The 26,326-nt window shown below is 71.7% G+C and carries 22 protein-coding genes and 1 pseudogene; 13 read left to right on the top strand and 10 right to left on the bottom strand.

All coding sequences use genetic code 11. From position 1 onward, the window contains the following. Positions 1-53 precede the first annotated feature (53 nt). On the top strand, positions 54-938 hold the full coding sequence (locus tag PT931_RS28100; protein ID WP_456248716.1) for an SMP-30/gluconolactonase/LRE family protein: 885 nt from the start codon (positions 54-56) through the stop codon (positions 936-938). A 144-nt stretch (positions 939-1,082) separates the two neighbouring features. Here the strand turns inward: PT931_RS28100 and lpdA are convergent, their stop codons facing one another. From lpdA to PT931_RS28070, 6 genes are all read right to left on the bottom strand, one after another. Next, on the bottom strand, positions 1,083-2,483 hold the full coding sequence (gene lpdA / locus PT931_RS28095) for a dihydrolipoyl dehydrogenase (RefSeq protein WP_456248715.1): 1,401 nt from the start codon (positions 2,481-2,483) through the stop codon (positions 1,083-1,085). A 20-nt stretch (positions 2,484-2,503) separates the two neighbouring features. Continuing rightward, positions 2,504-3,460, bottom strand: a complete 957-nt coding sequence (gene ispH, locus PT931_RS28090) for a 4-hydroxy-3-methylbut-2-enyl diphosphate reductase (RefSeq protein ID WP_456248714.1) — start codon at positions 3,458-3,460, stop codon at positions 2,504-2,506. A gap of 40 nt (positions 3,461-3,500) precedes the next feature. Continuing rightward, entirely contained in the window at positions 3,501-4,541 is a 1,041-nt protein-coding gene (locus PT931_RS28085; protein WP_456248713.1) for a family 2 encapsulin nanocompartment cargo protein polyprenyl transferase, read from the bottom strand. A gap of 141 nt (positions 4,542-4,682) precedes the next feature. Next, positions 4,683-6,086, bottom strand: coding sequence for a family 2B encapsulin nanocompartment shell protein (locus PT931_RS28080; protein WP_456248993.1), 1,404 nt, complete (start codon positions 6,084-6,086; stop codon positions 4,683-4,685). 249 nt (positions 6,087-6,335) lie between these two features. Continuing rightward, a complete protein-coding gene (locus tag PT931_RS28075) occupies positions 6,336-6,758 on the bottom strand; it encodes an SRPBCC family protein (RefSeq protein WP_456248712.1) in 423 nt (140 codons plus the stop codon). A gap of 294 nt (positions 6,759-7,052) precedes the next feature. Then, the gene (locus PT931_RS28070) at positions 7,053-7,418 is read right to left on the bottom strand and encodes a hypothetical protein (RefSeq protein ID WP_456248711.1); all 366 of its coding nucleotides are present in this window, start codon (positions 7,416-7,418) and stop codon (positions 7,053-7,055) included. 317 nt (positions 7,419-7,735) lie between these two features. On the opposite strand from PT931_RS28070, the gene polX reads away from it, so the two are divergent. Continuing rightward, positions 7,736-9,457, top strand: coding sequence for a DNA polymerase/3'-5' exonuclease PolX (gene polX, locus PT931_RS28065; protein WP_456248710.1), 1,722 nt, complete (start codon positions 7,736-7,738; stop codon positions 9,455-9,457). A gap of 383 nt (positions 9,458-9,840) precedes the next feature. Here polX and PT931_RS28060 read toward each other — a convergent pair whose 3' ends face one another. After that, positions 9,841-10,608, bottom strand: coding sequence for a TauD/TfdA family dioxygenase (locus PT931_RS28060; protein ID WP_456248709.1), 768 nt, complete (start codon positions 10,606-10,608; stop codon positions 9,841-9,843). A 156-nt stretch (positions 10,609-10,764) separates the two neighbouring features. On the opposite strand from PT931_RS28060, the gene PT931_RS28055 reads away from it, so the two are divergent. The 6 genes and pseudogenes from PT931_RS28055 (at position 10,765) to PT931_RS28030 (ending at position 16,072) form a co-directional block, all read left to right on the top strand. After that, a complete protein-coding gene (locus PT931_RS28055) occupies positions 10,765-11,175 on the top strand; it encodes an NUDIX hydrolase (protein ID WP_456248992.1) in 411 nt (136 codons plus the stop codon). 125 nt (positions 11,176-11,300) lie between these two features. Then, the gene (locus PT931_RS28050) at positions 11,301-12,428 is read left to right on the top strand and encodes a helix-turn-helix transcriptional regulator (RefSeq protein ID WP_456248708.1); all 1,128 of its coding nucleotides are present in this window, start codon (positions 11,301-11,303) and stop codon (positions 12,426-12,428) included. Positions 12,429-12,432: 4 nt separating this feature from the next. Then, a pseudogene (locus PT931_RS28045) lies at positions 12,433-12,834 on the top strand (hypothetical protein); the annotation flags it as partial. Between the two features lie 30 nt (positions 12,835-12,864). After that, positions 12,865-13,362, top strand: coding sequence for a HEPN domain-containing protein (locus tag PT931_RS28040; protein WP_456248707.1), 498 nt, complete (start codon positions 12,865-12,867; stop codon positions 13,360-13,362). A 127-nt stretch (positions 13,363-13,489) separates the two neighbouring features. Further along, a complete protein-coding gene (locus PT931_RS28035) occupies positions 13,490-14,308 on the top strand; it encodes a methyltransferase domain-containing protein (RefSeq protein ID WP_456248706.1) in 819 nt (272 codons plus the stop codon). 132 nt (positions 14,309-14,440) lie between these two features. Further along, positions 14,441-16,072, top strand: coding sequence for a catalase (locus PT931_RS28030; RefSeq protein ID WP_456248705.1), 1,632 nt, complete (start codon positions 14,441-14,443; stop codon positions 16,070-16,072). Between the two features lie 81 nt (positions 16,073-16,153). Here the strand turns inward: PT931_RS28030 and PT931_RS28025 are convergent, their stop codons facing one another. After that, positions 16,154-16,906: a TetR/AcrR family transcriptional regulator gene (locus tag PT931_RS28025; protein ID WP_456248704.1), complete on the bottom strand. Its 753-nt coding sequence runs from the start codon at positions 16,904-16,906 to the stop codon at positions 16,154-16,156. A gap of 93 nt (positions 16,907-16,999) precedes the next feature. Between PT931_RS28025 and PT931_RS28020 the strand changes: the two genes are divergently transcribed. After that, positions 17,000-18,187: an FAD-dependent monooxygenase gene (locus PT931_RS28020; protein ID WP_456248703.1), complete on the top strand. Its 1,188-nt coding sequence runs from the start codon at positions 17,000-17,002 to the stop codon at positions 18,185-18,187. Positions 18,188-18,361: 174 nt separating this feature from the next. Here PT931_RS28020 and PT931_RS28015 read toward each other — a convergent pair whose 3' ends face one another. Beyond that, positions 18,362-19,966: a discoidin domain-containing protein gene (locus PT931_RS28015; RefSeq protein ID WP_456248702.1), complete on the bottom strand. Its 1,605-nt coding sequence runs from the start codon at positions 19,964-19,966 to the stop codon at positions 18,362-18,364. 150 nt (positions 19,967-20,116) lie between these two features. Here PT931_RS28015 and PT931_RS28010 point away from each other — a divergent pair, with 150 nt between their 5' ends. From PT931_RS28010 to PT931_RS27995, 4 genes are all read left to right on the top strand, one after another. Then, positions 20,117-21,286, top strand: coding sequence for a GNAT family N-acetyltransferase (locus PT931_RS28010; RefSeq protein ID WP_456248701.1), 1,170 nt, complete (start codon positions 20,117-20,119; stop codon positions 21,284-21,286). A 236-nt stretch (positions 21,287-21,522) separates the two neighbouring features. Then, complete coding sequence (locus PT931_RS28005) at positions 21,523-23,286, top strand: S8 family peptidase (protein ID WP_456248700.1); 1,764 nt, start codon at positions 21,523-21,525, stop codon at positions 23,284-23,286. 664 nt (positions 23,287-23,950) lie between these two features. Further along, entirely contained in the window at positions 23,951-24,862 is a 912-nt protein-coding gene (locus PT931_RS28000; protein ID WP_456248699.1) for a GNAT family N-acetyltransferase, read from the top strand. Positions 24,863-24,993: 131 nt separating this feature from the next. Continuing rightward, positions 24,994-25,572, top strand: coding sequence for a SecDF P1 head subdomain-containing protein (locus PT931_RS27995; protein ID WP_456248698.1), 579 nt, complete (start codon positions 24,994-24,996; stop codon positions 25,570-25,572). A 117-nt stretch (positions 25,573-25,689) separates the two neighbouring features. Here PT931_RS27995 and PT931_RS27990 read toward each other — a convergent pair whose 3' ends face one another. Continuing rightward, a complete protein-coding gene (locus PT931_RS27990; RefSeq protein WP_456248697.1) occupies positions 25,690-26,316 on the bottom strand; it encodes a dihydrofolate reductase family protein in 627 nt (208 codons plus the stop codon). Positions 26,317-26,326 lie beyond the last annotated feature (10 nt).

Below are 26,326 nucleotides of genomic sequence, written 5' to 3'. Positions count from 1 at the left end.
GGTTGACCATATCTCATTCGGTGTTGTTAGCTGAAGACCGAAGGAGGTTCGTGATGATCGACAGGATCAGGGCACGGTTCGAGCAGCTGGACGACCGGTTCGCCGGGTGCGGCGGCGACGAGTGGATCGAGGTGCTGCACGCGGGCAGCCGCAAGACCGAGGGCCCGGCCTACTTCCCGGCGGGCCGCTACCTGGTGTGGAGCGACATCCCCAACGACCGGATGCTCCGCTGGGACGAGACCACCGGGGCGGTCGGCGTGTTCCGGCACTCCTCGGGCTTCGCGAACGGCAACACCGTCGACCGGCAGGGCCGCCTGCTGACCTGCGAGCAGGGCGCGCGCCGGGTCACCCGCACCGAGCACGACGGCACGGTCACGGTGCTCGCCGACTCCTACCAGGGCAGACGCCTGAACAGCCCGAACGACCTCGTGGAGCACTCCGACGGTTCGATCTGGTTCACCGACCCGCGCTACGGGATCACCGGCCACTACGAGGGCAGCCCGGCGGACAGCGAGATCGGGGCGGACCACGTCTACCGGCTCGACCCGGACGGCACACTCACCGTGGTCGCCGACGACTTCGACCGGCCGAACGGGCTGGCGTTCTCGGCCGACGAGTCCGAGCTGTACATCGTGGACACCCGCCGGCGGCACCTCCGCCGGTTCCAGGTGGCCGACGGGACGCTCACGGGCGGGGAGGTGTTCGCGGAGGGCTGGTTCGACGGGATCCGGTTCGACCACGCGGGACGGCTGTGGTGCGCGGCGCTCGACGGCCTGTGGTGCCACGCACCGGACGGCACGCTGATCGGGAAGCTGCTGCTGCCGGACTCGGCGTCCAACCTGGTCTTCGGCGGGGCGCGGCGCAACAACCTGTTCATCACGAACAGCGCCGGGGACCTCTACTCGATCCGGGTCACCTTCGCGGGCGCGAACCGCTGAGACCTCCATCCGGGTACGGGGGGCCGGAGACTGTGCCGGTCGTCGCGCCGTCGGCTCCCGTCCCGGACGACAGGTCGACGCGGAACCGCCCGCTCCCCGGGCGCGTGGCCTGCGAGCGGGCGGTCGGGTGAACGCGACGGCGGCCTACATGTTGATCATATGGCCGGCCAGGCCGTGGATGGCCTCCTTGACCGCCTCGCCCAGCGTCGGGTGCGCGTGGATGTTGCGCCCCAGCTCGTGCACCGTCAGGTCCCACTGCTGGGCCAGGGTCAGCTCCGGCAGCAGCTCGGTCACCTCGGGGCCGATCAGGTGCGCGCCGAGCAGCTCGCCGTACTTCCCGTCCGAGATCAGCTTCACGAAGCCGACCGGCTCCCCCAGCCCGTGCGCCTTGGCGTTCGCCGTGAACGGGAACTTCGCCACCTTGACGTCGAACCCCTTCTCCCGCGCCTGGGCCTCGGTCCAGCCGAAGCTGGCGATCTGCGGCTGGCAGTACGTGGCCCGGGGGACCATCACGAAGTCGATCTCCATCGTCTCCGCGTTCGCGATGGTCTCCACCGCTACCATGGCCATCGCCTCGGCGGCGTGCGCGAGCATCAGCTTGGCCGTGACGTCCCCGATGGCGAAGATGTGCGGCACGTTCGTCCGGCCCCGGCCGTCCACGTCGATCGCGCCGCGTTCGGTGAGCGCGACGCCGGTGGTCTCCAGCCCGTAGCCGGTGACCCGGGGCGCGAAGCCGATGGCCTGGAGCACCTTGTCGGCCTCCAGTACCTGCTGGGCGCCGTTCTTGGAGACCGTCACCCGCACCTTGTCCCCGGAGTCGTCGATCGACTCGACCCGGGTGGAGGTGTGCACGGTGACGCCGAGCTTGCGGTACCGCTTGGCCAGCTCCGCGGACACCTCGGCGTCCTCGAGCGGGACGAGCCGGTCCAGGAACTCCACGATCGTGACGTCCACGCCGTAGGAGCGCAGGACGTAGGCGAACTCGACGCCGATCGCGCCCGCCCCGGCGATGACGATGCTGCCGGGCAGGTCGGAGGAGAGGATCTGCTCCTCGTAGGTGACGACCCGCTCGCTGAGCGAGGTGCCGGGCAGCAGCCGGGTGGTCGCGCCGGCCGCGATGACGCAGTGCCCGAACGTGACGGTCTCGGTGCCGCCGGACGACAGGGTCACCTCCAGGGTGTGCGCGTCGGTGAACACGCCCCGGCCGTCGTACTGCGTGACCTTGTTCTTCTTCATCAGGTAGTGGATGCCCTTGACCCGGCCGTCGGCGACCTGCCGGCTGCGGGTGTAGGCGGCTCCGTAGTCCACGCTGACCTTGCCCTCGACCGTGATGCCGAACTTCTCCGCCTCGTGGGTGAAGATCTGGGCCAGCTCGGCGTTGCGGAGCAGGGCCTTGGAGGGGATGCAGCCGACGTTCAGGCAGACCCCGCCCCAGTACTTCTCCTCCACGACGGCCACGGACAGCCCGAGCTGGGTGGCGCGGACCGCGGCGGTGTACCCGCCCGGCCCCGCGCCCAGGACCACGACGTCGAAATGTGCGCTCATGGGCCCGATACTGCCAGGTGTCAGGCCGGCCGGAGGCTGGTGGGCAGTGTGAAGTGCACCGTCTCCCGGCTGGTCTCGCGCTCGGTGACGGTCACCGGCCCCATTCCGGACAGCGCGGCGACGACCTCCTCGACCAGCCGGGGCGGCGCGGAGGCCCCGGCGGTCAGTCCGACGACCCGGACCCCGGCCAGCCACTCGGGCCGCAGGTCCGCCGGGCCGTCGATCAGGTAACCGGGGGTGTCGTGCCGGGCGGCCAGCTCCACCAGGCGCTGCGAGTTCGACGAGTTGGCCGAGCCCACGACCAGGACCAGCTCGGACTCCGCCGCGATCGCCGCGAGGGCCTCCTGCCGGTTCGTGGTCGCGTAGCAGATGTCGTCGGAGGCGGGGCCGCGCAGCTCCGGGTACCGGGCCCGCAGCGCGTCCACCACCTCCGCCGCCTCGTCCACGGCCAGCGTGGTCTGGGTCAGGTACGACACCCGGGACGGGTCGGCGATCCGGAGCGCGGCGACCTCGGCGGCCGACCCCACCAGCACCGTACTGTCCGGGGCCTCGCCCATCGTGCCCTCGACCTCCTCGTGCCCGGCGTGCCCGACGAGCACGACGGTGTCGCCCCGGCCGGCGAACCGGCGCGCCTCCACGTGCACCTTGGTGACCAGCGGACACGTCGCGTCGATCACCTCCAGGCCCCGGTCGGCGGCCTCGGCGTGCACCGCCGGGGACACCCCGTGCGCCGAGAACACGACGGTGGCCCCGTCCGGTACCGCGTCGAGTTCGTCGACGAACACCGCGCCCCGGTCCCGCAGCTCGGCCACGACGTGGGTGTTGTGCACGATCTGCTTGCGCACGTAGACCGGCCCCTCGCGCTGGTCCAGCGCGAGTTCGACGGCCTCGATGGCCCGTTCGACCCCGGCGCAGAACGACCGGGGCGCGGCGAGCAGGATCGTGCGGTGCACCCCGTCGGGGACGAGTACGGACATCGGCGCGTTCCTCTCAGTGGTCGCGGCCGGGGTCAGCCGGTCAGTGGTCGCGGCGGGTGACCAGTCGGGCGAGACCGCCCAACTCGGCGGCCACCCGGTCCGTGGGGCCGGCCGCGTCGAGCCGTTCCAGGGCCCGCCCGAGCAGGTCGTGCGCCTGGTTCTGGCTCCAGGTCCGCGCGCCGGCCCCGTCGATCAGGTCCGCGGCGCGGGCGAGTTCCGTACCCGTCAGCGGCTCGTCGCGGTCGTAGAGCACCGCGAGCTCGCGGCCCTCGTCGGTGCCCGAGGACAGCGCCGCGACCACCGGCAGCGACTTCTTCCGGTTCTGCAGGTCGGAGTAGACCGGCTTGCCGGTGACGGCCGGGTCGCCCCAGATCCCGAGCAGGTCGTCCACGAACTGGAACGCCAGGCCCAGGTGCTGCCCGAACGCGCCGAGGTGCTCGACCTGCTCCGGCCGGCCGCCGCCGAACAACGCGCCGAGCGCGCACGACGCCCCGAGCAGAGCGGCCGTCTTGCCCTCGGCCATCCGCAGGCACTCGGCCACGTCCACGTCGGCGCGGGTCTCGAAGGCGAGGTCGGCGAACTGCCCCTCGACCAGGTCCTGGACGGCGGCGCTGAGCATCCGCAGCCCGGCCTGCGACGCCGGGTGCCCGCTGGCGGCGAGCACGTCGAACGCGACGGTGAGCAGCGCGTCCCCGGCCAGGATCGCCGGCCCCGAACCGAACACGGTCCAGGCGGTGGCCCGGTGCCGGCGGGTGACGTCGCGGTCCATGACGTCGTCGTGCAGCAGGGAGAAGTTGTGCGTGAGCTCGACGGCCACCGCCGCGGGGACCGCCGCGTCCGTCCCGCCGCCGACCGCCTCCGCCATCAGCAGCACCAGCGCGGGCCGGATGGCCTTGCCGCCGGAGGCGTCGTCGGGTTCGCCGTGCTCGTCGCACCACCCGAAGTGGTACCCCGCGATCCGCCCCATCGACGGCGGCAGCCCGTCGACGGCCGCGCGCAACGCCGGACCCACGGTGTCGCGGCTCCAGCTCAGCACCTCGCGGGCGGAACGCCCGGCGGTCCTCTCATCCACAGTGGTCATCTGGTCACGACCTCTCTGAGCAGGGCTCGACGAAGCTGTTGTCTCCGAGCGTCGCCGCAGAGTCTCCCACGGTGACGGGCTCAGGTATCGCTGGCCGGGAAACGGGTGCCGGCCAGCGACGCCGGCACCCCACGGGCCCCGTCAGTCACGCCCCCGACCGATCTCGACGTTCTCCAGGATGCCGAGCGCGTCCGGCACGAGGACGGCCACCGAGTAGTAGGCCGTGACCAGGTACGAGATGATCGCCTGCTCGCTGATGCCCATGAACCGCACCGACAGGCTGGGCTCGAACTCGTCGGGCAGGCCGGTCTGGTGCAGGCCGATGACGCCCTGGTTGGACTCGCCGGTCCGCATCGCGATGATCGACGTGGTCCGGGTGTTGCTGACCGGGATCTTGTTGCACGGCAGCAGAGGCACGCCGCGCCACGCGGGCACCATGTTGCCGAGCAGGTCCACATTGGTGGGGTAGATGCCCCGGGCGGTGCACTCGCGGCCGAACGCGGCGATCGCCGACGGGTGCGCCAGCATGAACTGGGTGTTGCGCCGGCGGCTGAGCAGCTCGTCGAGGTCGTCGGGGGTCGGGGCGCCGCTGTGGGTGTGCAGGCGCTGCTTGAGGTCCGCGTTGTGCAGCAGGCCGAACTGCCGGTTGTTGATCATCTCGTGCTCCTGGCGTTCGCGCAGGGCCTCGACGGTCAACCGGAGCTGCTGTTCGATCTGGTTCATCGGCTCGTTGTAGAGGTCGGCGACCCGGCTGTGCACCTTCAGCACGGTCTGCGCGACGCTCAGCTCGTACTCGCGCGGGGCCAGCTCGTAGTCCACGAACGTGCCGGGCAGCACGGGCTCGCCGGTGTGGCCGGCCGACAGCTCGATCGCCGCCTCGCCGTGCTTGTTCTGCGGCAGGAGCGAGGCCTCGCGGTGCACCTCGATCTGGGCGCGCAGCTCGGGCGAGGAGTCGGCGATCTCGGCGAACGCCTGGCGGGACAGGGTCAGCACGGTGCAGCTGGTGACGGCCTTGACCGTGTACTCCCAGATGCCCTGGTCCTCGACGAGCGACTGGTCGCCGAAGTAGTCCCCGTCGGCGAGCATGCCGAGGACGACCTGGTCCCCGTACTCCCCCACGCCGACCTTGTTGACCTTGCCGTGCGCGACGAGGAACACCTGGTCGGCCACGTGGCCGAACTCCACGATCACGTCGCCGGGCTCGAACTCCTGCTGGGTGAACCGGCCGGCGAGCGCGCCGAGCACGTCCTGGTCGTCGAAGCCGCGCAGCAGGGCCAGCTCGCCGAGCTCCGCCGGGACCACGGAGACGTTCGATCCGGTGCTGACGAAGGAGACCCGGCCGTCGCCGACCGCGTAGGTCATCCGGCGGTTCACCCGGTACGCGCCGCCCGCGACCTGGACCCAGGGCAGGACGCGGAGCAGCCACCGGGAGGTGATCTCCTGCATCTGCGGCACGGACTTGGTCGTCGTCGCCAGGTTCCTGGCCGCCGCCGTCGCGAGGCTCTGCTGGCGCTGCTCGCCCTCTACACCCGTTCCGGACCCCATCAACGACGTCACGACGCACCACCGATCTCTTCCGAAAGGATGGCCGGATTGGCCAGGAGTATCCCCAACATCACCGGCATCCAAAGTGTCACCGGTTGTCACCATGCTATGGACAATCCGAGATCTAGGGCAAGGGCCCCTTCGGTATGTAAATCGGACAGCTGTGCGTGATAGAAAATCGAAATTGGTGGTACAGGTGAGACGGGTGTGACAGAACGGAGGGGCGCGGGCGGCCCCTCCGTCGACCGGTCAGCCCAGGCTGCGGGCGTAGCGGGCCAGCGCGGCCAGCTCGTTGGGCAGGTTGCCGCTCACCCCGGGGCCGGCCTGCTGGGCGCGCGGCCCCTCCAGCCGCACACTGAAGGTCACCCGGGACCCGCCCGATCCATCCGGGTCGATCCGGTGCGTGAACCGGGTCGGGATGCCGAAGATGTCGACGTCGTCGCTGTACCCCACGCCGTCGAGCACGTCGACCAGCACGGTCCGTACCGGCTGGGGCGCGAACGTGAACGAGATCCACTGGACGACGCCGTCGACGAACGCGCCGTCGAGCGCGACCTTCTTGACCCGGACGTCCCACCGGGGGTGGTGGTACACCGGGTCGGAGAGGATCGACCACAGTGTCCCCGGTGGGACGTCCGGGATGTCGATGGACTGAGAATGCGTGTAGACCATGCCGACCAGCCTAGGGCTTCCGTCCCGTTTTCCGGCTCCCGTGAATACGGGATGCGCGGGAGGACCTGGCCGCCTCCATGGTGCCGGGGCCCACGCGCCTGCGGGCCACCCGGCATGGGCGGGCCGGCTCAGCGCGTCGATCGCGCGCCCGGCGCGCCCGCGCGGGCCGCCCCCGTCGGACGGCCCGCGGAAACGGGCGGCACTCAGTCGTCGCCCACCGCGCCGGGATCCGCGCGCACGGACCCGCGCGGCGCGGTGGGCGACCCGGCCCGTGTCGGGGCGGGCCGTGTCGGGTCAGACCGGGTTCGGTCCGTTGCACCAGAACATGGCGGTGCCGGACGCCGTCCGGCCAGCGCTGTCGGTGACGGTCACGTTGGCCCAGGCCATCGTGTCCGGGGTACAGCCGCCCGAGGCCTCCTGGCCCGGGCCGCTGATGAAGGTGTTCGAGCTGCTCGACCACTGGTACGAGTACGGCGCGGTGCCCCCGGCCGCCCAGGCGGAGCAGTCCATGCCGCCGTAGAACCAGCCGGAGCGGCTCATGCAGTCGGCGCTGACGGACAACGGGGCGTCGGCCTGGGCGGGGGTCGCGCCGAGCAGCGCTCCACCGAGGACGGCGGCCGCGACGGCGACCCTTCCGACGGTGCGGACCATACGGGACATCGCGTGTTCTCCCTCGTGTCGGGGCTGTGAGTCCACAGTGTGCGGAGGCCCGCCGGGGGCCGTCCGCCTTCCCGAACATTCCCGAACGCCCGGTTCGTTCGGGGTCGTTCGGAAGAGCGGCCGACCCCGGCGCCGCGGGCCCGGACTCCCCGGACGGGAACCGGACGACGGCTCACCGACCGCGCGGGGACGGCGTGGGCCGGGACTCCCCGGACGGGATCCCGACGACGGCTCACCGACCGCGCAAGGCTGGCGTGGGCCCGCCCGGCTGCCCCGAACCCCGGGTGTCGGCCGGTCCGGGGCTCTAAGCTGGGCGTATGCCCCGGGCGAACGAGGCCGTAGCGGCGGTGCTCCGCGAGTACGCGGACCTGTTGGCCATCACCGACGGCGAGGCGTTCAAGGCGCGGGCGTACGAGAAGGCGGCGCGCGCCGTCAGCGGGTACCCCCAGGACGTCTCGACCCTCGACGGCGCGGCACTGCGGCAGATCCCGCAGGTCGGCGCCTCGATCGCGGACAAGATCGCGGAGTTCCTGCGCACCGGGGGCCTGCCGGCCCTCGACCGCGCCCGCGAGCAGGTCCCCGCCGGGGTGCGCGAACTGACCCGGATCCCCGGCCTGGGCCCGAAGAAGGCCCGCCAACTGTACGAGGACCTCGGCGTCACCTCCGTCGCCGCACTGCGCGCGGCCATCGAGGCGGGCGAACTCACCGACCGGCGCGGCTTCGGCGCGAAGACGGCCGAGAACCTCCTGCACGGCATCGACCTGCTTGCCCGCGACGCAGGCCGGACCACGGTCGACGTCGCGCTGACCGTGGCGGAGGAGGTGGTGGCCGCGCTGTCGGCCGTCCCGGGCTGCGTGCGGTGCGCCCACGCCGGTTCGCTGCGCCGGATGCGCGAGACCGTCGGGGACGTGGACCTGCTCGCCGTCGCCGAGGACTCCGGGCCGCTGATGGCCGCGTTCGTGGCCCTGCCGCTGGTCGGGGAGGTGATCGTCCACGGTCCGACCAAGACGTCGGTGCGCACCACGGCCGGGCTGCAGATCGACCTGCGGGTGGTGAGACCGGAGTCCTGGGGCGCGGCACTGCAGTACTTCACCGGCAGCCAGGGGCACAACATCCGCACCCGGGGCATGGCGGTGCGCGCGGGCCTCAAGCTGTCCGAGTACGGGCTGTTCCGGGTCGACGACGGCACCCTGGTCGCCTCCGAGACCGAGGAGGACGTGTACGCCGCCCTCGGCCTGCCCTGGATCCCCCCGCCCCTGCGCGAGGACCGGGGCGAGATCGACGCCGCGCTCGCCGGCGAGCTCCCCACCCTCGTCACCGCCGCCGACATCCGGGGCGAACTGCACAGCCACACCGACCTCACCGACGGCGTCGCCACCCTCGCGGAGATGATCGCCGCCGCCCGCGCCCGCGGCTACTCCTACTACGCGGTCACCGACCACGCCAAGGACATGCCCATGCAGCGGATGACCGACGAGAAGATGCTCGCCCAGCGCGCCCAGCTCCGCGCGCTCGGCGAGGGCCGGAAAATGGTCCTGCTGCACGGCACCGAACTCAACATCGGGCCCGACGGCGACGTGGACTGGGGGCCGGAGTTCCTCGCCGGGTTCGACGTGTGCGTGGCGTCCGTGCACTCCCACTTCCAGCAGACGACCGAAGAGCTGACCCGCCGACTGGTACGCGCCTGCGAGAACCCGTACGTGAACGTGATCGGGCATCCCAGTACCCGTCTCCTGGGTCGACGGCAGGGCATCGAGCCGGACTGGGACGACGTGTTCGCGGCCGCCGCCCGCACCGGCACCGCGATGGAGGTGAACTGCTTCCCCGAGCGGCTGGACCTGCCGGACACGCTGATCCTGCGGGCGAAGCGGGCCGGGGTGAGGTTCGCGGTCGACACGGACGCGCACGCGGTCGGCCACCTGGACAACCTGCGGTACGGGATCGGGACGGCGCAGCGGGGGTGGTTGACCGCGGAGGACGTGGTGAACGCGTGGCCGTTGCGGCGGCTGCGGGCGTTCATCGCGGCGAAGCGCCCCTGAGCGGCGGGGCACCTTGCCTGGTCCTGGCAGACGTACCCCGCCGGGTGGTTCAGTGTCTTTCTGGGATGCCGGGGAGGCCTGCTCGGGTGAGGGTGTTCTTGGCGGTGGTGTAGTCGGGGCAGGGCCAGTGGGTTCGGCAGCGTCGGCAGCGGCGGAAGAGCCACCAGGCGGGTCGGTGCATGAGGAGTTCCCCGAAGGCGTGGGCGAGGGTGTAGGGGTGGGGTTCGGCGCGGAGGTGTGCGGGGTTCATCGTTGCCACCATTCGAAGCGGGTGCGTTGGGCCCGGTAGGTCGGGCAGGGGAACCGGTATCGGCAGCCGAGACACAGACCGATCAAGACCAGAGATTCGATGTGTACCGGCAGGGGCGCGGTCACCGGGCGCCTCAGACGTGGGCCGGCAGGTGTCGCAGGGGGGTGAAGCCTCGGGGGATGGCGTGTTCGGGGAGCAGGTCGCCGAGGACGCGGTACATGGTGCGGCCGCCGGTGTAGGCGCGTCTGCCGTGCAGCATGCGGTGGTTGGCGATGGCGTAGCCCTGGCCGGCTTGCAGGGGCAGGACCTTCGTGTGGCGGGTGATGGCTTCGCGGAGTTCGGGGAGGCGCTGGTCGATGCCGGGGGTGAAGCGGGCGAGTTCGTCCAGGCGGAGGCGGATGGCCAGGCGGTCGGGGGTGGGGTGTTCGAAGACGGAGCCGAGGTGGCCGGGGCCGGTGCCGAAGTAGGCGGAGTGCGCCTGGTCGAGTACCCCCAGAAGGTCGGGGTTGTTGGTGGCGAGGTCGGCGTGCAGGGCGCGGCCGTCGACGATGAGGGACTCGCCGCCGCTGATGCCGGGGCGGGCGCAGACGAGGACGACGACCTCGGGCGGGTGCCGCACCGCCGAGCCGTCGGTGTACGGGGTCAGCGGACCGGTGCCGAAGGCGGAGTAGCCGGCTTTGCGGGACAGGTCGCCGCGGTCGGCGATGAACGTGACGCCGTCGGCGTCGGAGTCGCGGTGCTCCACGATCAACAGGAGTTGTCCGGCGAGGCGGAGGGTCTCACCGCGGCCGAACACGCCGTCGAACGTGGCCAGGCCGTCGCGGGCGAGCGCTGCGGAGAGCTGGTCGGGGGCGTCGTCGGAGGTGATGGTGACGCGGTGCTGGTCGAACACGCTGAGCATCTCGTACCCCTCGAAAGGTGTTGTTGGTGAGATGAGCGTCAGCCCGACGGACGGCGGTCGTCCAGTGACAGGTTGTCAACATGCGGTGCCTGCTGGGGTGGGGTCCGGCGTGCTAGTTTCCGGACAGATCAGTCCTCACACGACAGGTGCGTCATGGTGTATCGACCTCACGCTTTCCCCGTTTCCGTCAAGGGCGTCGTCGTCCAGGACGGCAGGGTGTTGTTGTTGAAGAACGAGCGCGACGAGTGGGAGCTGCCCGGCGGGAAGCTCGAACTCGGCGAGGAGCCGCCGGACCGGTTGCTGCGGGAGATCACCGAGGAGTGTGGGTGGGAGGCGACGATCGGGCCGATCCTGGACTCCTGGCAGTACCACATCCGTGAAGGGGTGGATGTGTTGATCGTGACCTACGGGGCTCATGTCACGACGGATGCGGCTCCGGTGGTCAGCCACGAGCACAAGGAAGCGGCGTTGTTCGCCGAGTCCGAGGTCGCTGGGTTGAACATGCCTGAGCCTTACAAAAGATCGATCGCTGACTGGTACGGGCGGTTGCGCGAGTCGGTGCGGTAGCCGTGAAATGCGCGGCGTGCGGGGTCAGCGTCAGCCGGTGGAGCGTGTCGCCGCTGTGTCCGGCGTGCCACGCGGTTTCCGGTGGGCCGTTGCCTCTGCCTCCGTCCGGTCGGGGCGGGTCGCCGTTGTGGTTGTGGACCGCGCCGAACGCCCGGGCGGCTATCGCCACCCGGAACCTGGCGGTCATTCTGCGGGCCTATCGGGCGGCCGCCGGGCAGAGTCAGCGGGCCCTGGCTGAAGCGTTGGGGTATGACCCGACGTATGTGTCGATGATCGAGACCGGGCGGCGTGACATCACCGACGTGGTGGCGTTGCGGCGGATCGCCCGGCATCTCGGCCTGCCGCCGCACGCGCTCGGGGTCACCGACGCCGAGGCGGCTGACTTCGCGGCGATGCTGCAGTTCGGGGAGTCCACGATCCGCCTCGCGGGCCTGGCCCGGCAGTCAGGACACGGGGCCAGCGCGATCAACGAACTCTGGCCCCTGGTCGCCCGCCTGGAAGCGCGTACCGCCGATGGGCACGTCGACCGTGATGTGCTCCTGCTGCTCGGGCGGGCCAGGGCCATGCTGGGGGTGGCGCTAGGGGACGTGCTACCCGAGGAGAAGCTCAACAGCGCCGCCAGGTGGACCGGTCGGGCGCTGCGGATCACCGAGCGACTCGATGACCCGGATTTGTTGAGTCATACGCTGCGGGTGCACGGCAACGAGCTGCGCAAAGTCGACCGCAAAGCAGCCGCCGCACTACGCCTCCAACACGCGGCGCACCTGGCGCCAGCCGGCGAACGTGGGGCGGTGTTGATCCAACTCGCCCGCACGGTCGGGGACCTCGGTGATCCGGAACTCTTCGACACCGTGATCGCCGACCTGCTCCGTTTCGTGGACGACGCGGCGCCCACCCCGCTGGTCAACCCGTTCGTCGCCCGCGAGGTGCACCTACGCGGACTCGTCGGTACCGGCCGCGCCACACTCGCCGCACAACTCCTCCAACGGCCCTCGGCGGACCCGGGCACTGCGGCACCCCAGTGGCGGGCAATCGAACGCGTCACCGCAGCCGAGGTCTACCGCGCCCAGAACGACACCGACGGAGCAGAAACAGCCCTCCGCGAAGCCATCACCACCGCCGAGACCTACCGCCTCCCACACCAAATCCAACGAGCCATCCGCGCAGCCAAAGGCACACTCCCAGCCATCACGGAACTGGGAGAAACGGCCCTCACCAAAATCCGACGCTTGGCTCCGACCTCGACCAGATAGCCTCATACAATGGGTTCAGCCGCCACACATCCGCGGGGAAACTAACCGCTGGTCCAATACGGGTCCGTATCAAATTTCGTCTCACGACTTCACACCGATCACCGTGTCGACCCGCTGGGGAAGCCTTACCCTGGGACAAATACGGGGCCACACTGGCGACGGCTTGAACTCGCTAACGCTTACTCAAGAACTATACTTTCGAGCCCAACTAACAAGCGCCGCACCCATCGGATCCGTCACCCACATCGCTCGTGACATCCAAGACTTGCTTTCTATTGTTTCGAACCGTACCGCCGCATTCAAATACATGCATCTTTCCCATCCAATTCTTGGATGGAACGATTCAGCTGGGGCCTTTCACTTGTCCCCTGTCCGCTACCTAGCCGCTTGGCTGGCTACGAGCGAGTCGAACAAGAAGGCCCCCCACCATTCCGACATGCTGTTCACATTCCAAGAATTCGGAGGCATGGAGTCGATAGGACGATGGCTTAACGTAGCCGAGAGTCATCGTTCAATGCTGACACGAGTGATGTATACACGGTATAAGTGGATGTTTACAGACGACCGGTTTTTCAGCCGGGTTGCCGCACTGGAGGCTCTTCATAAATCCACAATTCGGAAAAGGGCGACTTTCAAAGAGCGCCTCATGGAGTTGGCAAACTTAGTACGAGACCCATTTGAGAACATGGTGGGCGACGTAGACTATTGGACCAGCGCCGTGCGGGAGCAACGCAATAAGCATGCACACCACCAAATCAGCGCGGTACATCACGAAAGCAAAGACCTATTTGCTCTGAGTGAAAGTTGCTACTGGCTTTTTGTTCTTAGCATGTTTCATTTCGCCGAGGTGCCTGCGGACGCGATCACCAAGCTTGCTAGCAGCGCGGATTTCCAGTGGGCAAGCGACCTGGTACTACGAATGATTCGTGGTTGATTTCGACAGCGCAAGCCTGCCCTAGGCCGAGCCAGGGGGCAGCGGCCCTCCGCCACTTGTGCGCTGCGCCGGTCTCCGCCAGGGAGAACAGGAACATGCACGAGCCAGGGTGGGTGACAATCGGGGGATGACTGAACCGGAGCGGCCCTTCTCGCACGTCGACCAGAGCCCCGAGGAGCTCCGCCGCGACATGCTCGCCTACCTCGACGCCGCCGCCGGCAACCCCGAGATCCTCCGGGTCCGCGCTGTCGCGCTCGACGCCCTGGCCCCGGCCCCCGGTCAGCGGCTCCTGGACGCCGGCTGCGGTGCGGGCGAGGTGGCCCGGGAGCTGCGCCGCCTGGTCGGGCCGGACGGGGCGGTGACGGCGCTGGACTTCTCGAAGGAGTACGTCGCGGCGGCCGCCTCCCGGCACGACGGGGACCCGGTCGACTACGTGGTCGGCGATGTCTGCGCGCTGGAGTTCCCCGACGCGCACTTCGACGGCGTGCGGTCCGAGCGGGTGTTCCAGCACCTCGACGACCCCGACGCGGCGGTCCGCGAACTGGCCCGGGTCACCGTGCCGGGCGGGGCGGTGTGCGTGGTGGACACCGACTGGGCGTCGCTGCTGTTCGACGGGATCGACCAGACGGTGGTCGCGCGGGTCATCGCAACGCTGGGCGGGACGGGCATGATGCGCAACGCCACGATGGGGCGGTCGTTGCGGGGGCGGATGGTCCGGGCCGGGCTGGCCGATGTCGAGACGATGCCGGTGACGCTGCGGTTCACGGAGCCCGACGGCGCGGGGCAGGTGCTGCCGCTGGTCAGCCGCACGTTCGCGACCCCGCTGGCGGCGCTGCTGCCCGGGGGGCTGGTCGAGGCGTTCTACGGGACCGTGGACGAGGCGGTGGCCCGGGGGGACTTCCTGGCGGCGTTCACGATGTGGGTGACCGTGGGCCGGGCCGTCTGATTCTCCCCCGCCCCGGCCGGTCGCGCGGCGAATTTGGGGGGATTCGCTGTCATCCGTGCGGGTAGGGCAGACGATAGCGGTAGCGACACCGCCATCGACGCCCCATTCCGCGGGAAGGGACAGCGAACGATCATGACTGACGACGAGCGCCCGGTACTCACGAACCGGCAGGGTCACCCCGTCCACGACAACCAGAACCAGCGGACCGTCGGGGCGCGCGGCCCGGCGACGCTGGAGAACTACCAGTTCCTCGAGAAGATCGCGCACTTCGACCGCGAACGGATCCCGGAACGGGTGGTGCACGCCCGGGGCTTCGTCGCGTACGGGTACTTCGAGGCGACCGGAAAGGTCGGGGACGAGCCGATCGCGCACCTGACCCGGGCGAAACTGTTCCAGGAGCAGGGGAAACGTACCGACGTGGCGATCCGGTTCTCGACGGTGATCGGCGGGCGGGACTCCTCGGAGGCGGCCCGGGACCCGCGCGGCTTCGCGGTGAAGTTCTACACCGAGGACGGCAACTGGGACCTGGTCGGCAACAACCTGGCCGTGTTCTTCATCCGGGACGCGATCAAGTTCCCCGACGTGATCCACTCGCTGAAGCCCGACCCGCTGACGTTCCGGCAGGAGCCCAACCGGATCTTCGACTTCATGTCGCAGACCCCGGAGAGCATGCACATGCTGGTCAACCTGTTCGGGCCGCGCGGCATCCCCGCCGACTACCGGCACATGCAGGGCTTCGGGGTGAACACCTACAAGTGGGTGAACGCGGCCAACGAGACCGTGCTGGTGAAGTACCACTGGATTCCGAAGGTCGGGGTCTCCAGCATGACCGCCGAGGACGCGGCGCTGGTGCAGGCCGACGACCTCGGGCACGCGTCCCGGGACATCTGGGAGGCCATCGAGCGCGGCGAGTACCCGGAGTGGGAGCTGCGGGTCCAGGTGATGAGCGACGAGGAGCACCCGGAGCTGGACTTCGACCCCCTCGACGACACGAAGACGTGGCCGGAGAACCTGTTCCCGCCGCGCCCCGTCGGCCGGATGGTGCTCGACCGCACCGTGGACAACGTCTTCGCGGAGAACGAACAGATCGCGTTCGGTACCGGGGTGCTGGTCGACGGGCTCGACTTCTCCGACGACAAGATGCTGGTCGGCCGCACGTTCTCCTACAGCGACACCCAGCGGTACCGGGTCGGCCCGAACTACCAGCAGCTCCCCGTGAACGGCGCGAAGCACGCGGACACCCGGACGAACCAGCGCGACGGGTTCATGGCGCACCACGTGGACGCCGGCGGCGCGAGCCCGCACGTGAACTACGAGCCGTCGATCACGGGCGGGCTGCGCGAGGCGCCGTACCCGGTGCCGGACGAGCAGGGGCCGGAGCTGCGCGGCCGGCTGACCCGGGCCCGGATCCCCCGGACGAACGACTACCAGCAGGCCGGCCAGCGGTACCTGCTGATGGAGCAGTGGGAACGCGACGACCTGGTACTCAACCTGGTGACGCTGCTCGGGCAGTGCGACCGGGAGATCCAGGAACGCATGGTGTGGCACTTCCTGATGGTGGAGAACGAGCTCGGGACCCGGATCGGCGACGGGCTGGGGATCAGCCCGCAGGACGTGGCGGGGCTGCCGCCGCTGGCCACCCAGAACCTGTCCGACGAGGAGCGCGAGCGGCTCGCGAACCTGGGGAAGAACCCGCCGCGGGACGTCACCGGGCTGGTGATGACGCACTGCGTGCCGGACGTGCGGCGCGCGGTGGACCGCTAGGAGCGGAGAGTCGGCGGTCGTCCGGGCGGTGTCCCGGGCGACCGTCCGCACGACCGGTGCCGTCGCCGGCAGGGCGGGCCGTCACTGCCGCCGGGCGGTCCGGCGCCGGTCGATCAGGTGGGCGAGGCCGTCGAGGATCCGGGTCAGGCCGAACTCCAGGGCGTCGCCCTGCCCGCCGGGCGCGGCCCCGGCCACCGCCGCGTCCGCCATCGCCGCCGCGAGCGCCGGGAACCGCTCGGCCCGCTCCGCGAGCAGCGCCGCGATCAGCGTCCCGAGCTGCTGCTCCGTGGCGCCCGGCCGGTCGGGCGGGAACGCCATCGTCTGGTGGGCCAGACCCCGCAGGTGGCTGGCGACGGTCACGAGGGCGTCGAGCTGTTCGCCGCCGGTGAGGCCCGTGTCCGCCAGCGCGGCGATCCCGACCTCCATCCAGTCGAGCTCGTTCGGGCCGGGCACCCGCACCCCCTCGGTGGCGGTCAGCGCCCACGGGTGCCGGCCGAACGCGGTCCACAGGGCGCGGGCCCAGGTGTGCAGCCGGGGCCGCCAGCCGCCCGGTTCCCCGGCCGGGTCGAGGTCCGGGGGCGGCCCCATCGCCGCGTCGACCATCAGGGCGGTGAGTTCGGCCTTGCCGGGCACGTACCGGTAGAGGGACATCTTGGTGAAGTCCAGGTCGCCCGCGACCCGTTGCATGGACACCGCCGCGAGCCCCTCGGCGTCGGCGACGGCGATCGCGGCGGCCACGATCCGCGCCAGGGTCAGGCCCGGTTTGGGGCCGCGACTGGGCCGGGGGCCGGGACCCCAGAGCAGTTCGGCGGTACGCGTCTGGTCTCCGAGCACGTCGCGGCCCTTCCTGTTGCCGTTCCCTCGGAACTGTGTCTACCATACGCGAAATAGTGTCCGGTGGACACAGTTAGTCGATGGAGGCACCCCATGGACGTCCTGATCTCCGGCGCGAGCGTCGCCGGCCCCGCGCTGGCGTACTGGCTGGGGCGCGCCGGGCACCAGGTCACCGTCGTGGAGATCGCGCCCGCGCCCCGGACCGGGGGCTACTCGGTCGACTTCCGGGGCGGTACCCATCTGTCCGTGCTGCGCATGATGGGGGTGCTCGACGAGCTGCGCGCGCTGGACACGGGCGGGACGCCGTACCGGTTCGTGGCGGCCGACGGCTCCCGGCGCTCCGGCCTGCCGGGGACGTTCGCGGGCGGCGACCTGGAGGTGGCGCGCTCCGAGCTGTCCCGGGTGCTGCGTGGACACTCGGCCGCCGAGTACGTGTACGGCGACGCCATCGCGGCCATGACGGAGACCGCGACCGGGGTGCTGGTCGACTTCGAGCGGGGCGAGTCCCGGGTGTTCGACCTGGTGGTGGGCGCGGACGGCATGCACTCGGGGGTGCGCCGGCTCGCGTTCGGGCCGGAGGAGCGGTTCGTCCGGCATCTCGGGTGCCACGTCGCGGGCTGGGAGCTGCCGTGCCCGGCCGGGGTGGACCGGACCGTGCAGTTGTACAACGAGCCCGGCCGGATGGCCAGCGTCGGCGCGCACCACGGCGACCCCTCGCGGGCCAGTACGTTCTTCGCGTTCCGGGCCGGCCCGCTCGACGTGGACCGGCGCGACGTCGACGCGCAGAGGAAGCTGCTCGCGGACCGGTTCGCCGGGATGGGCTGGCGGACCGGGGAACTGCTCGACGCGCTGTGGAACTCCCCCGGGCTGTACTTCGACGCGGTCAGCCGGGTGGACGCGCCGTCCTGGTCGCGGGGCCGGATCGTGCTGCTCGGCGACGCCGGGTACGGGGCGACCGTGGGCGGGATGGGCACCGGGACGGCGGTGGTGGCCGCGTACGTGCTGGCCGGGGAGCTGGCCCTCGCGGGGGCCGGGCACGGGGCGGCGTCCGCGCGGGGCGGGCACGAGGTGGCGTTCGCGGCGTACGAGCGGCGGCTGCGGGGGTTCGTGCGGCGGTGCCAGCGGGGCGGGCGCGGGACGGGGGCGTTCCTGGCGCCGGCCACCGCGTTCCGGATCCGGATGCGCGACCGGGTACTCAACTCGCGCCGGCTGTCGGGGATGCTGATGGCCGAGAGCCAGAAGAACTCCACCGGCGTGGCGCTGCCGTCCTATCCACTGTGAACCGGGGGCGACCGGCCCGCCGCCGAGCGCCCCGGGCCGACCTGACGCCGCGCGCCGCCGAGCGCTCCCGCCGACCCGCCGCCGCCCGCCGCCGAGCGCTCCCGCCGACCCGACGCCGCGCGCCGCCGCGCGCCCCCGGCCGACCCGCGAAGGCCGGCCGGGAGCGCGTGCCGGTCAGGAGGTCGTGCCGTACACCCGCATCTCGAACAGGGAGTAGCCGTAGGCCGTCCCCCGGGCGGTGCCGTGCACCCGGACGTAGCGGCCCGTGCCGGACAGCCCCGTCAGGTCGTCGGTCGCGCCGTTGCCCGAGGTCGTCGAGTAGATCGTCGTCCAGGTGGTGCCGTCCGGCGAGGTCTGGACGGTGTACGCCTTCCCGTACGCCGCCTCCCAGTTCAGCAGTACCCGGCTGACCGACGCGGTCGCGCCCAGGTCGACGCGCAGCCACTGCGGGTCCACGCCCTCCTTGCTCGCCCACCGGGTGCCGGTGAGGTTGCCGTCGAACGCCGCGCCCGCCGGGAACGAGCTGGTCTCCACCGAGGACGCCGTCGCCGGCCTGCCCTGGGACAGCAGCACGGGGGTACCGCCCGGCCCGTTCACGGTCAGCGCGTAGCCGACCGGGTGGCTGGCCGTGGCCGACGTACCCGTCACCGTGATCGTCGCCGGGCCCGGGGTCGCCGAGGCCGCCGTGGTCACGGTCATGGTGGCGGTCCCACCGGCCGGCACGGACGCCGGGCTGAACGACACGGTCACCCCGGACGGGGCCCCGGTCGCCGACAGCGCCACGGTGCCGGGCGTCCCCGACACCACGGACGTGGCCACGGTCGAGGTCACCGAGCCACCGGCGGTCACCGAGCCCGAGGCGGGGCTCAGCGCCAGCGCGAAGTCGTTGCCGGGCTGGCCCGACGCGGTGAACACCCACTGGCTCGCGGTCCCCGAACAGCTGCCGGCGGTCACCGTGCCGGCGGAGTCCCGGAAGCACTTCTGGCCGGTCTGCATGTCGGAGATCGTCAGGTTCGGGTTCACCGACCACTGTTGGGTGGGGCCGCCGGTGCAGGTGGCGAGCACGACCTTGTTGCTGGAGTTGGCGGCGCACAGGTCGCGGATCTGCATGAACGCGCCGTGGAAGGTGAACTTCTGGCTCGCGCCGCCGGTGCACGGCGCGGTCTTGAAGGCGGTGGAGGGCGCGTCCATGCACAGCCCCGTGGACACGTTCTTGTACTGGCCGACCGTCGTGTTCGGCTGCGCCCCGCCGTAGCAGGCACCGGTACCCGTGTCGAAGATCGGGGTCGGGTCGTAGGGCTCGTTGGCCGACGGGTTGACGACCACCGGCTCCATCGTGGGGGTGCTGTCGGCGTTGTAGTGGGTCAGGGCGTCCTCGCAGTCGATGGCGTTCATCGCGTTGCCGCCCTTGCCGCCCAGCCACAGGTCGATGTGCCGCAGGCCCGGCCCGCCGTTGGGGCCCTCCTCGCTCCAGTCCGACTCACATTCCTGACAGGAGTCCTCCATGATGAAGTACTTGCGGACCCGGGGCACCCAGACCTTCGTGCCGGGCGCGAGCTCGTCGGAGGACGTGGCGAACGTGATCGGGTCGGCGTAGGTGCCCTTGCCGCCGGCGGTGCTGTGGATCTGCGGGTACGCGATGTCCCCGCCGGGCGGGGTGTTGTCCCACCAGCCGTAGAAGGTCAGGAACGTCTGCTGGGTCGTGGCGGCCTGGGCCGGCGCGCCGACGAGCAGGCTGGCGAGCAGGGCCAACAGGACGAGCCAGGGTGCGCGCTTCATGGTGCCTCCATGCGCGAGGGGGTGCCGTCGATGCAGCGTCGGTCCGGGCGGGCCGGGAGTCAAGAGAATTGACAGTAAACCTGACTGTCAATCCGTGGGACGGAAAGAAACAGGGCGGAGAGCGGTCGTCCGCCCCGCTAGGCTGACCCGGTGATCATCAGGTCTGTGTCCCCCGAAGAGCGGCCCACGGTGTCGCTGCCCATCCAGCAGTACGCGTTCTCGGCGACCCCGGGTCCGGGTTTCCCGTACGACCCGCGCTACCACCGCGACAACGCCGTCCTCGCCGCCTACGACGGGGACCGGGTGCTGGCCTGCGCCACCCGGATCCCGATGACCCAGAACGTCCGCGGCAGGATCCTGCCGATGGCCGCCGTCGCCGGGGTGGCCGCCGTGCCCGACGCGCGCCGGGGCGGCCACGTGCGCGCCCTGCTCGACCGGCAGCTGGCCGACGCGGTCGCGGAGGGCTTCGCGGTCAGCACGCTGTACCCGTTCCGCACCTCGTTCTACGAGCGGTTCGGCTACGTCAGCTTCCCCGAGCCGGCGCGGGTCACCATCGACCCGGCGAGCCTGGCCCCCCTGCTGCGCGCCGACCTGCCGGGCGAGGTCAGCTGGCACCCGGTCGCCGACGTGTACGACGACCTGCGCGCCCTGCACACCCGGCTCCAGCGGACCACGCACGGGATCGCACTGCGGCCGGACTACAACGCGGAGTGGGTCCGGGACGGCAACGAGTCGTGGGTGGCCCTCGCCCGGGTGGCCGGCGAGGTGGTCGGCGCGCTGCTGTACAAGATCACGGGGCACCACGGCGAGCTGGCCGGCGGCCCGCTGCTGGCCGTCGACCCGACCGCCCGCCACCTGCTGCTGTCCTACCTGGCCCGCCATGTCGACCAGATCGACGCCGTCACCCTCACCCCGCACCCGGACGAGCGCCCCGAGCTGTGGTCGACCGACATCGCCGTGACCTCGGCCGTCCGGTCCACCCCGACGGACGTGTTCGCCCCCATGGCCCGGGTGCTGTCCGTGCCGGCGCTCGCCGGGATCGACGTCGGCGCCGGGGACGTGACCGTCGCCGTGGACGACCCGCTGACCGGGGGCACGTGGCGGCTCGGGTCCGACGGCGGCGCGCTCGTGGTGCGGCCGTCCGACGCGGAACCCGAGGCGGCGCTGACCGGGCACGGGCTGTCCGCGCTGGTCTACGGGGTGCTGGATCCGGCCGAGCTGGGGGTGCGCGGTTTCGCCACGGCGCTGCCCGCCGACGTCGCCGACCGGCTGCGGACCCTGTTCCCGAGGGTCACGCCCTGGCTGGTGGAGAACTTCTAGACGGGTACCAGTCGGGCGCGCCGGAACAGGTCCCACCGGGCCGGCGCGCCCCGCGACGTCGGTACCCATCTCACTCTGTGCGGTTGCATGGCCGCCGTGGGTGACCCGACCCTCGCGTTCTCCCTACAGACGCCCCTCGATGTCGCACCGTGCCGCCCCGGTGTTCCTACGCTCCGGGAACCGACCGGACACCGTCTCCGCCGGTCGGACACCCCTCAGACAGGCGAGGACACCTCATGCGACAGAGACACTGGCCCGCGTCCCGCGCGGCGCTCATCGGCATCGCCGTGGCCACCGCCATGGCGGGCGCGACCACCGCCTGGGCGGCGGCCGGCCCGGCCCCGGGCGGCGGGGCGCCGACCGCCCCGGTCACCCCGCCCTACTCCCCCAAGCACGCCACCGCCCCGGCCCCCGACCAGGGCACGCTGGCCGCGGCCGGCAGGGCGGGCTGGGCCGCCGGTACCCGCGCGTACTTCGTGCTCTCCGCCCCCGGGGACGTGGCGGCGGCGAAGAAGGCGGTGACCGACAACGGCGGCACGGTCTTCGCGTCCTACGACAGCATCGGCGTCCAGGTGGCGCACTCCGCCGGGACCGGGTTCGCCGCCGCCGTGCGCGGGGTGGCCGGCGTGCAGAAGGTCGGCGCGACCCGCACCTCCGACGTGCCGGCCGCCGCCTACGACCCGGCCGTTCCCGCGTCGCCGAGCCAGCAGGCGACCACCAAGGAGGAGAAGGTCCTCTGGGACATGTCCATGATCGGCGCGGACAAGGCGTGGGCCAGCTACCAGGGCTCCGCCGACGTCACGGTCGGCGTCCTCGACACCGGGGTGGACGACCAGCACCAGGACCTCAAGCCCAACTTCGACGCCGCCCGCTCGGTGTCCTGCGCCTACGGCAGGGCCGACACCCGGGCCGGCGCGTGGCGGCCGGTGGACCGGCACGGCACCCACGTGGCGGGCACCATCGCGGCGGCGAAGAACGGCAAGGGCGTCGTCGGCGTCGCCCCGGGTGTGAAGGTCGCGTCCGTCCGGGTCGCCGAGCCCGAGGTCGGCAACCTGTTCTTCCCCGAGAACACGGTCTGCGCGTTCCTCTGGGCCGCCGACAAGGGCATCAAGGTCACCAACAACAGCTACTACACCGACCCGTGGCTGTTCAACTGCCCGAACGACCCCGACCAGGACGCGATCCTGGAGGCGTCGAAGCGGGCCGTCGCGTACGCCGAGGGCAAGGGCGTCGTCAACATCGCCGCAGCCGGCAACGAGTCCTACAACCTGGCCGACAAGAAGTCCGACAGCAAGAGCCCGGACGACTCGAAGGCCGTCACCCGCACGGTCACCAACGACTGCCTGCAGATCCCCGGCGAGCTGCCCGGCGTCGTGTCGGTGTCCTCGCTCGGCGAGCAGAGGAACAAGGCCTCGTACTCCAACTACGGCACCGGGAAGATCCAGGTCACGGCGCCGGGCGGCACGTACGGGGTGACCTCGACCCTGCCCGGTGGCACGTACGGCGACCTGACCGGCACCTCCATGGCCTCCCCGCACGTCGCCGGGGTCGCCGCGCTGCTCGTGTCGAAGAACCCGGGTCTGTCCCCGGCCGACGTGCGCACGCGGCTCGCGCAGCAGGCCACGGACCTCGGGTGCCAGCAGTCGGACTTCGGCTGCACCGGTACCGCCGCGGTGAACAACTTCTACGGCGAGGGGATCGTGGACGCGCTCAAGGCGGTCGGCGGGGCGTCGCCGTCGCCGAGCCCGAGCCCGACCGGGTCGCCGAGCCCGAGCCCCAGCCCGACCGTGGGGCCGACCGTCAGCCCGACCTCCGGTCCGACGACGTCGCCGGGGTCGTGCACCGTCACGGCCTGGACCGCGACCAAGTTCTACTGGTCCGGTGACCAGGTGTCGCACAACGGTCGCAAGTGGACGGCCAGTCAGCCCAGCTACAACCGGGCTCCCGGCACGACCGATCCGTGGGGCGGTTCGCCCTGGCAGGACAACGGGGCCTGCTGAACCCGCCGGCCGGCCCGACCTCCACCGGGCCGGCCGGCCCAACGCCCGCGACGCCCACCGGCCGGGGCGGCTCAGTCCACTGTGGCCCGGCAGCTGTCCACTACCGTCCGGTAACCGCCCCACAGCGCCGTCCCCGATGCGAAACCCACTGAAGCCACCCATCGCGGCAGGAAGCCCCGAACGCCACATATGCCAGCTAAGTCCTGGTACTTATGTGAGTAACCCAATTAGGGGAGGGGGTGAACGTCATGTGGTGGTGGTGGAATCACGGAGTGGACTTCTGGGCTAACGGACCCCACTGGTTCTTCTGGCACAACTGGCCCTGGTGGTGAGCTGCCGGAGAACGTGCGACCCCGCCCGGTGATCGTCCGGGCGGGGCCACACGGACCAGAGTAGGACAAGGAAGCGCGGATCGAGGGTTGATCGTCGACCCTCGATCCCCGCGCGTCGTCGGGCCGTTGGCGGCCCGGGGTGCCTCGCGTCGTCCGACCGGTGCCGGCCCGGGTGCCGGGCGTCGTCCGACCTGGGCCGACCCGGGTGCCGGGCATCGTCCGGCCGGCCGGCATCCCGGTTCCCCGCGCGAAATTCGGTACCCGTGCGTCCCGGTTCGTGGCTACTCTCCCGCCGTCGACCGTGCAGCGGTCACCGACCGTGGAGGAACACCGTGCGACTGCGCCCGTACAACGCCCCCGAGGACCTGGCCGCCGTCGAGGCGGTGCGCGCCGCCGTGCTCGCCGTCGAGGGCGACGTGTGGCTGCCCGGCCCCGGCGACGACGACGTGGCCGACAACCTGCCGCACTGCGTGCTCGCGGAACTCGACGGCCGGGTCGTCGGGTACACGTGGATGCTCTGGTGGACCGAGGCCGACGGCACCCGGCTGTACCTGCTCACCGGCGCGGTCGCCCCCGACAGCCGGGGCCGGGGCGTCGGGCGCGCGCTGCTCGCCTGGCAGGAGGCCCGGGCCGCCGAGCTCGCGGCGGCCGAGGGCGCGGCCCGGCCCGTGCTCGGCGGGAACGCGGACGAGTCCCAGCCCACCGTGCGGGCCCTGCTGCTGGCCGCCGGCTTCGAGGTCGCGTTCACGAAGGTGCACCTGGAGGCGGCCACCGGCCGGTACGACGCGGCGCTGCCCGCCGGCTTCGAGCTGCGGCCCGTGACCCCCGACCAGCACCCGGCGCTGCACGCCGCGATCGAGGCGTGCTTCGTGGACTCCCCGAACGGCTACGTGGAGCGCACCCTGGAGGAGTACCTCGAGGAGGTCGCCGAGGAGCAGTCCGACCTGGGCCTGTGGCTGGCGGCCTGGGACGGCGACGAGCTGGCCGGCGTCGTGGTCAACACGATCGGGGCGGACGGCACGGGCGAGACCCCGTGGGTGGCCGTCCTCCCCCGGTGGCGGCGGCGCGGCCTGGCCCGGGCCCTGATGTACCGCAGCCTGGACCTGCTCGCGGCGCGCGGCGTGACCCGCACGGCCCTGCACACGGTGCTGGAGAACGAGAACGACAGCGTGGGCCTCTACGAGAGCGTCGGGTACGGGGTGGTGGCCCGCCGGCCGCGGTACCGCAAGCCGCTCGCCGGCTGACCGTCCCCAGGGGACCGGGCGGGCCGCCCACCAGGGTCGCCTGCCGTGCCGGGCGGCCGGGGCCGGACGACGTGGACCGGGCGGGCCGGCGGCTCTGGCGGGTGTCCGGTTCGCCGGATAGGTTGGTTCGCATGGAACCGGAGCCCCCGTGGAGCGCGACCGCTCCCGCCCGCCCCGCCAGCGGCCTCGCGCCCGGCGTGATCGTCCTCGTCGTGCTGGCCTCGGTCGTGGTCCTCGGCCTGCTGGTCACCGTGGGCCTCGTGTTCTCCGGCGTGCTCGGCGCGGACGAGGCACCGGCCCCGAGCAGGGGCGGCATCGCGCGGCCGGTCAGTCTGCTGCCGGTCGAGGAGGAGTACGCCGAGCCGTGCCGCACCGGGGACCAGCCGGCCGGCAAGGACGACCCGGGGAAGTGCCACCACCTCGGCGCGGGCATGGTGATCACCGCCGTCGAGGAGATCGGGGTGCGCATCCGGGACGCCCGCAACGTGATCTACCTGGGTCTGAGTGCGGAGGACGCGAGGAGGTTCGGGGACCTGACCACGAAGGTCGCGGCCGAGGCGCCGCCGCGTAACCGGATCGCGATCGTGGTCGACGGGCAGGTGCTGTCCACGCCGAACGTCGCGACCCCGATCACCGGCGGCCAGATCGAGATCTCGGGGACCTACACGGCCAAGGAGGCCCGCGACCTCGTGGCGAGGATCAAGGGCTGACCATCCGGGTACCGGGGGGCCGGGGCCCCGCCCGGCGCGCTCCGGCCGGCCCCGAGCTGGTCGGCCGGCGCGGCCGGCGTCCCGGGACCGGCGCGGTGGGAGTCCCCGGGAGCCGGGTCAGGCGTCCGACCAGTCCCGGGCCACGCGCGCCGGCGGTTCCGGCGCGACGGGCCGGCGCACCGCGTACCGCAGGTGGGTGACGAGGGGCGACTCCAGGACCCGGGTCCGTTCCAGGGTGACCCCGGCGTCGGCCAGGCCGTCGAACAGCCGGGTGCCCCCGCCGAGCAGCACCGGCGCGAGCTGGAGGTGCACCTCGTCCACGTGGCCGGCCAGCAGGAACTGCCGGGACACGTCCGCGCCCATCAGCGTGACGTCGCGGTCCCCGGCGGCGGCCCGGGCCCGGCGGAGCGCCTCCCCGGCCCCTCCGGTGACGAAGGTGAACGTGCCGCTGGCCATGACCAGGTTCTCGCGGGGCTGGTGGGTGAGCACGAAGCTCGGCGCCGGGTACGGGGTGTCCTCCCAGGCCCCGACCCCCACCTCGAAGGTGCGCCGGCCGAGCACCACGGCCCCGGTGGCGGCGAACAGTTCGGCGATCACGGCCGCGTCGTTCTCGTGCGCGGGCCGGTGGAACACCCACTCGTGCAGCCGCATGCCGCCCTCGCCGAGCGGCTGGTCCACGCTCACGTCGGGGCCGGCCAGGTAGCCGTCCAGCGACACCGTGGCGTGCACGAGTACCTTGCCCATCGCGTCCCTC

Source organism: Longispora urticae (assembly GCF_053902585.1).
This window is presented reverse-complemented; position numbering and strand designations above follow the sequence as displayed.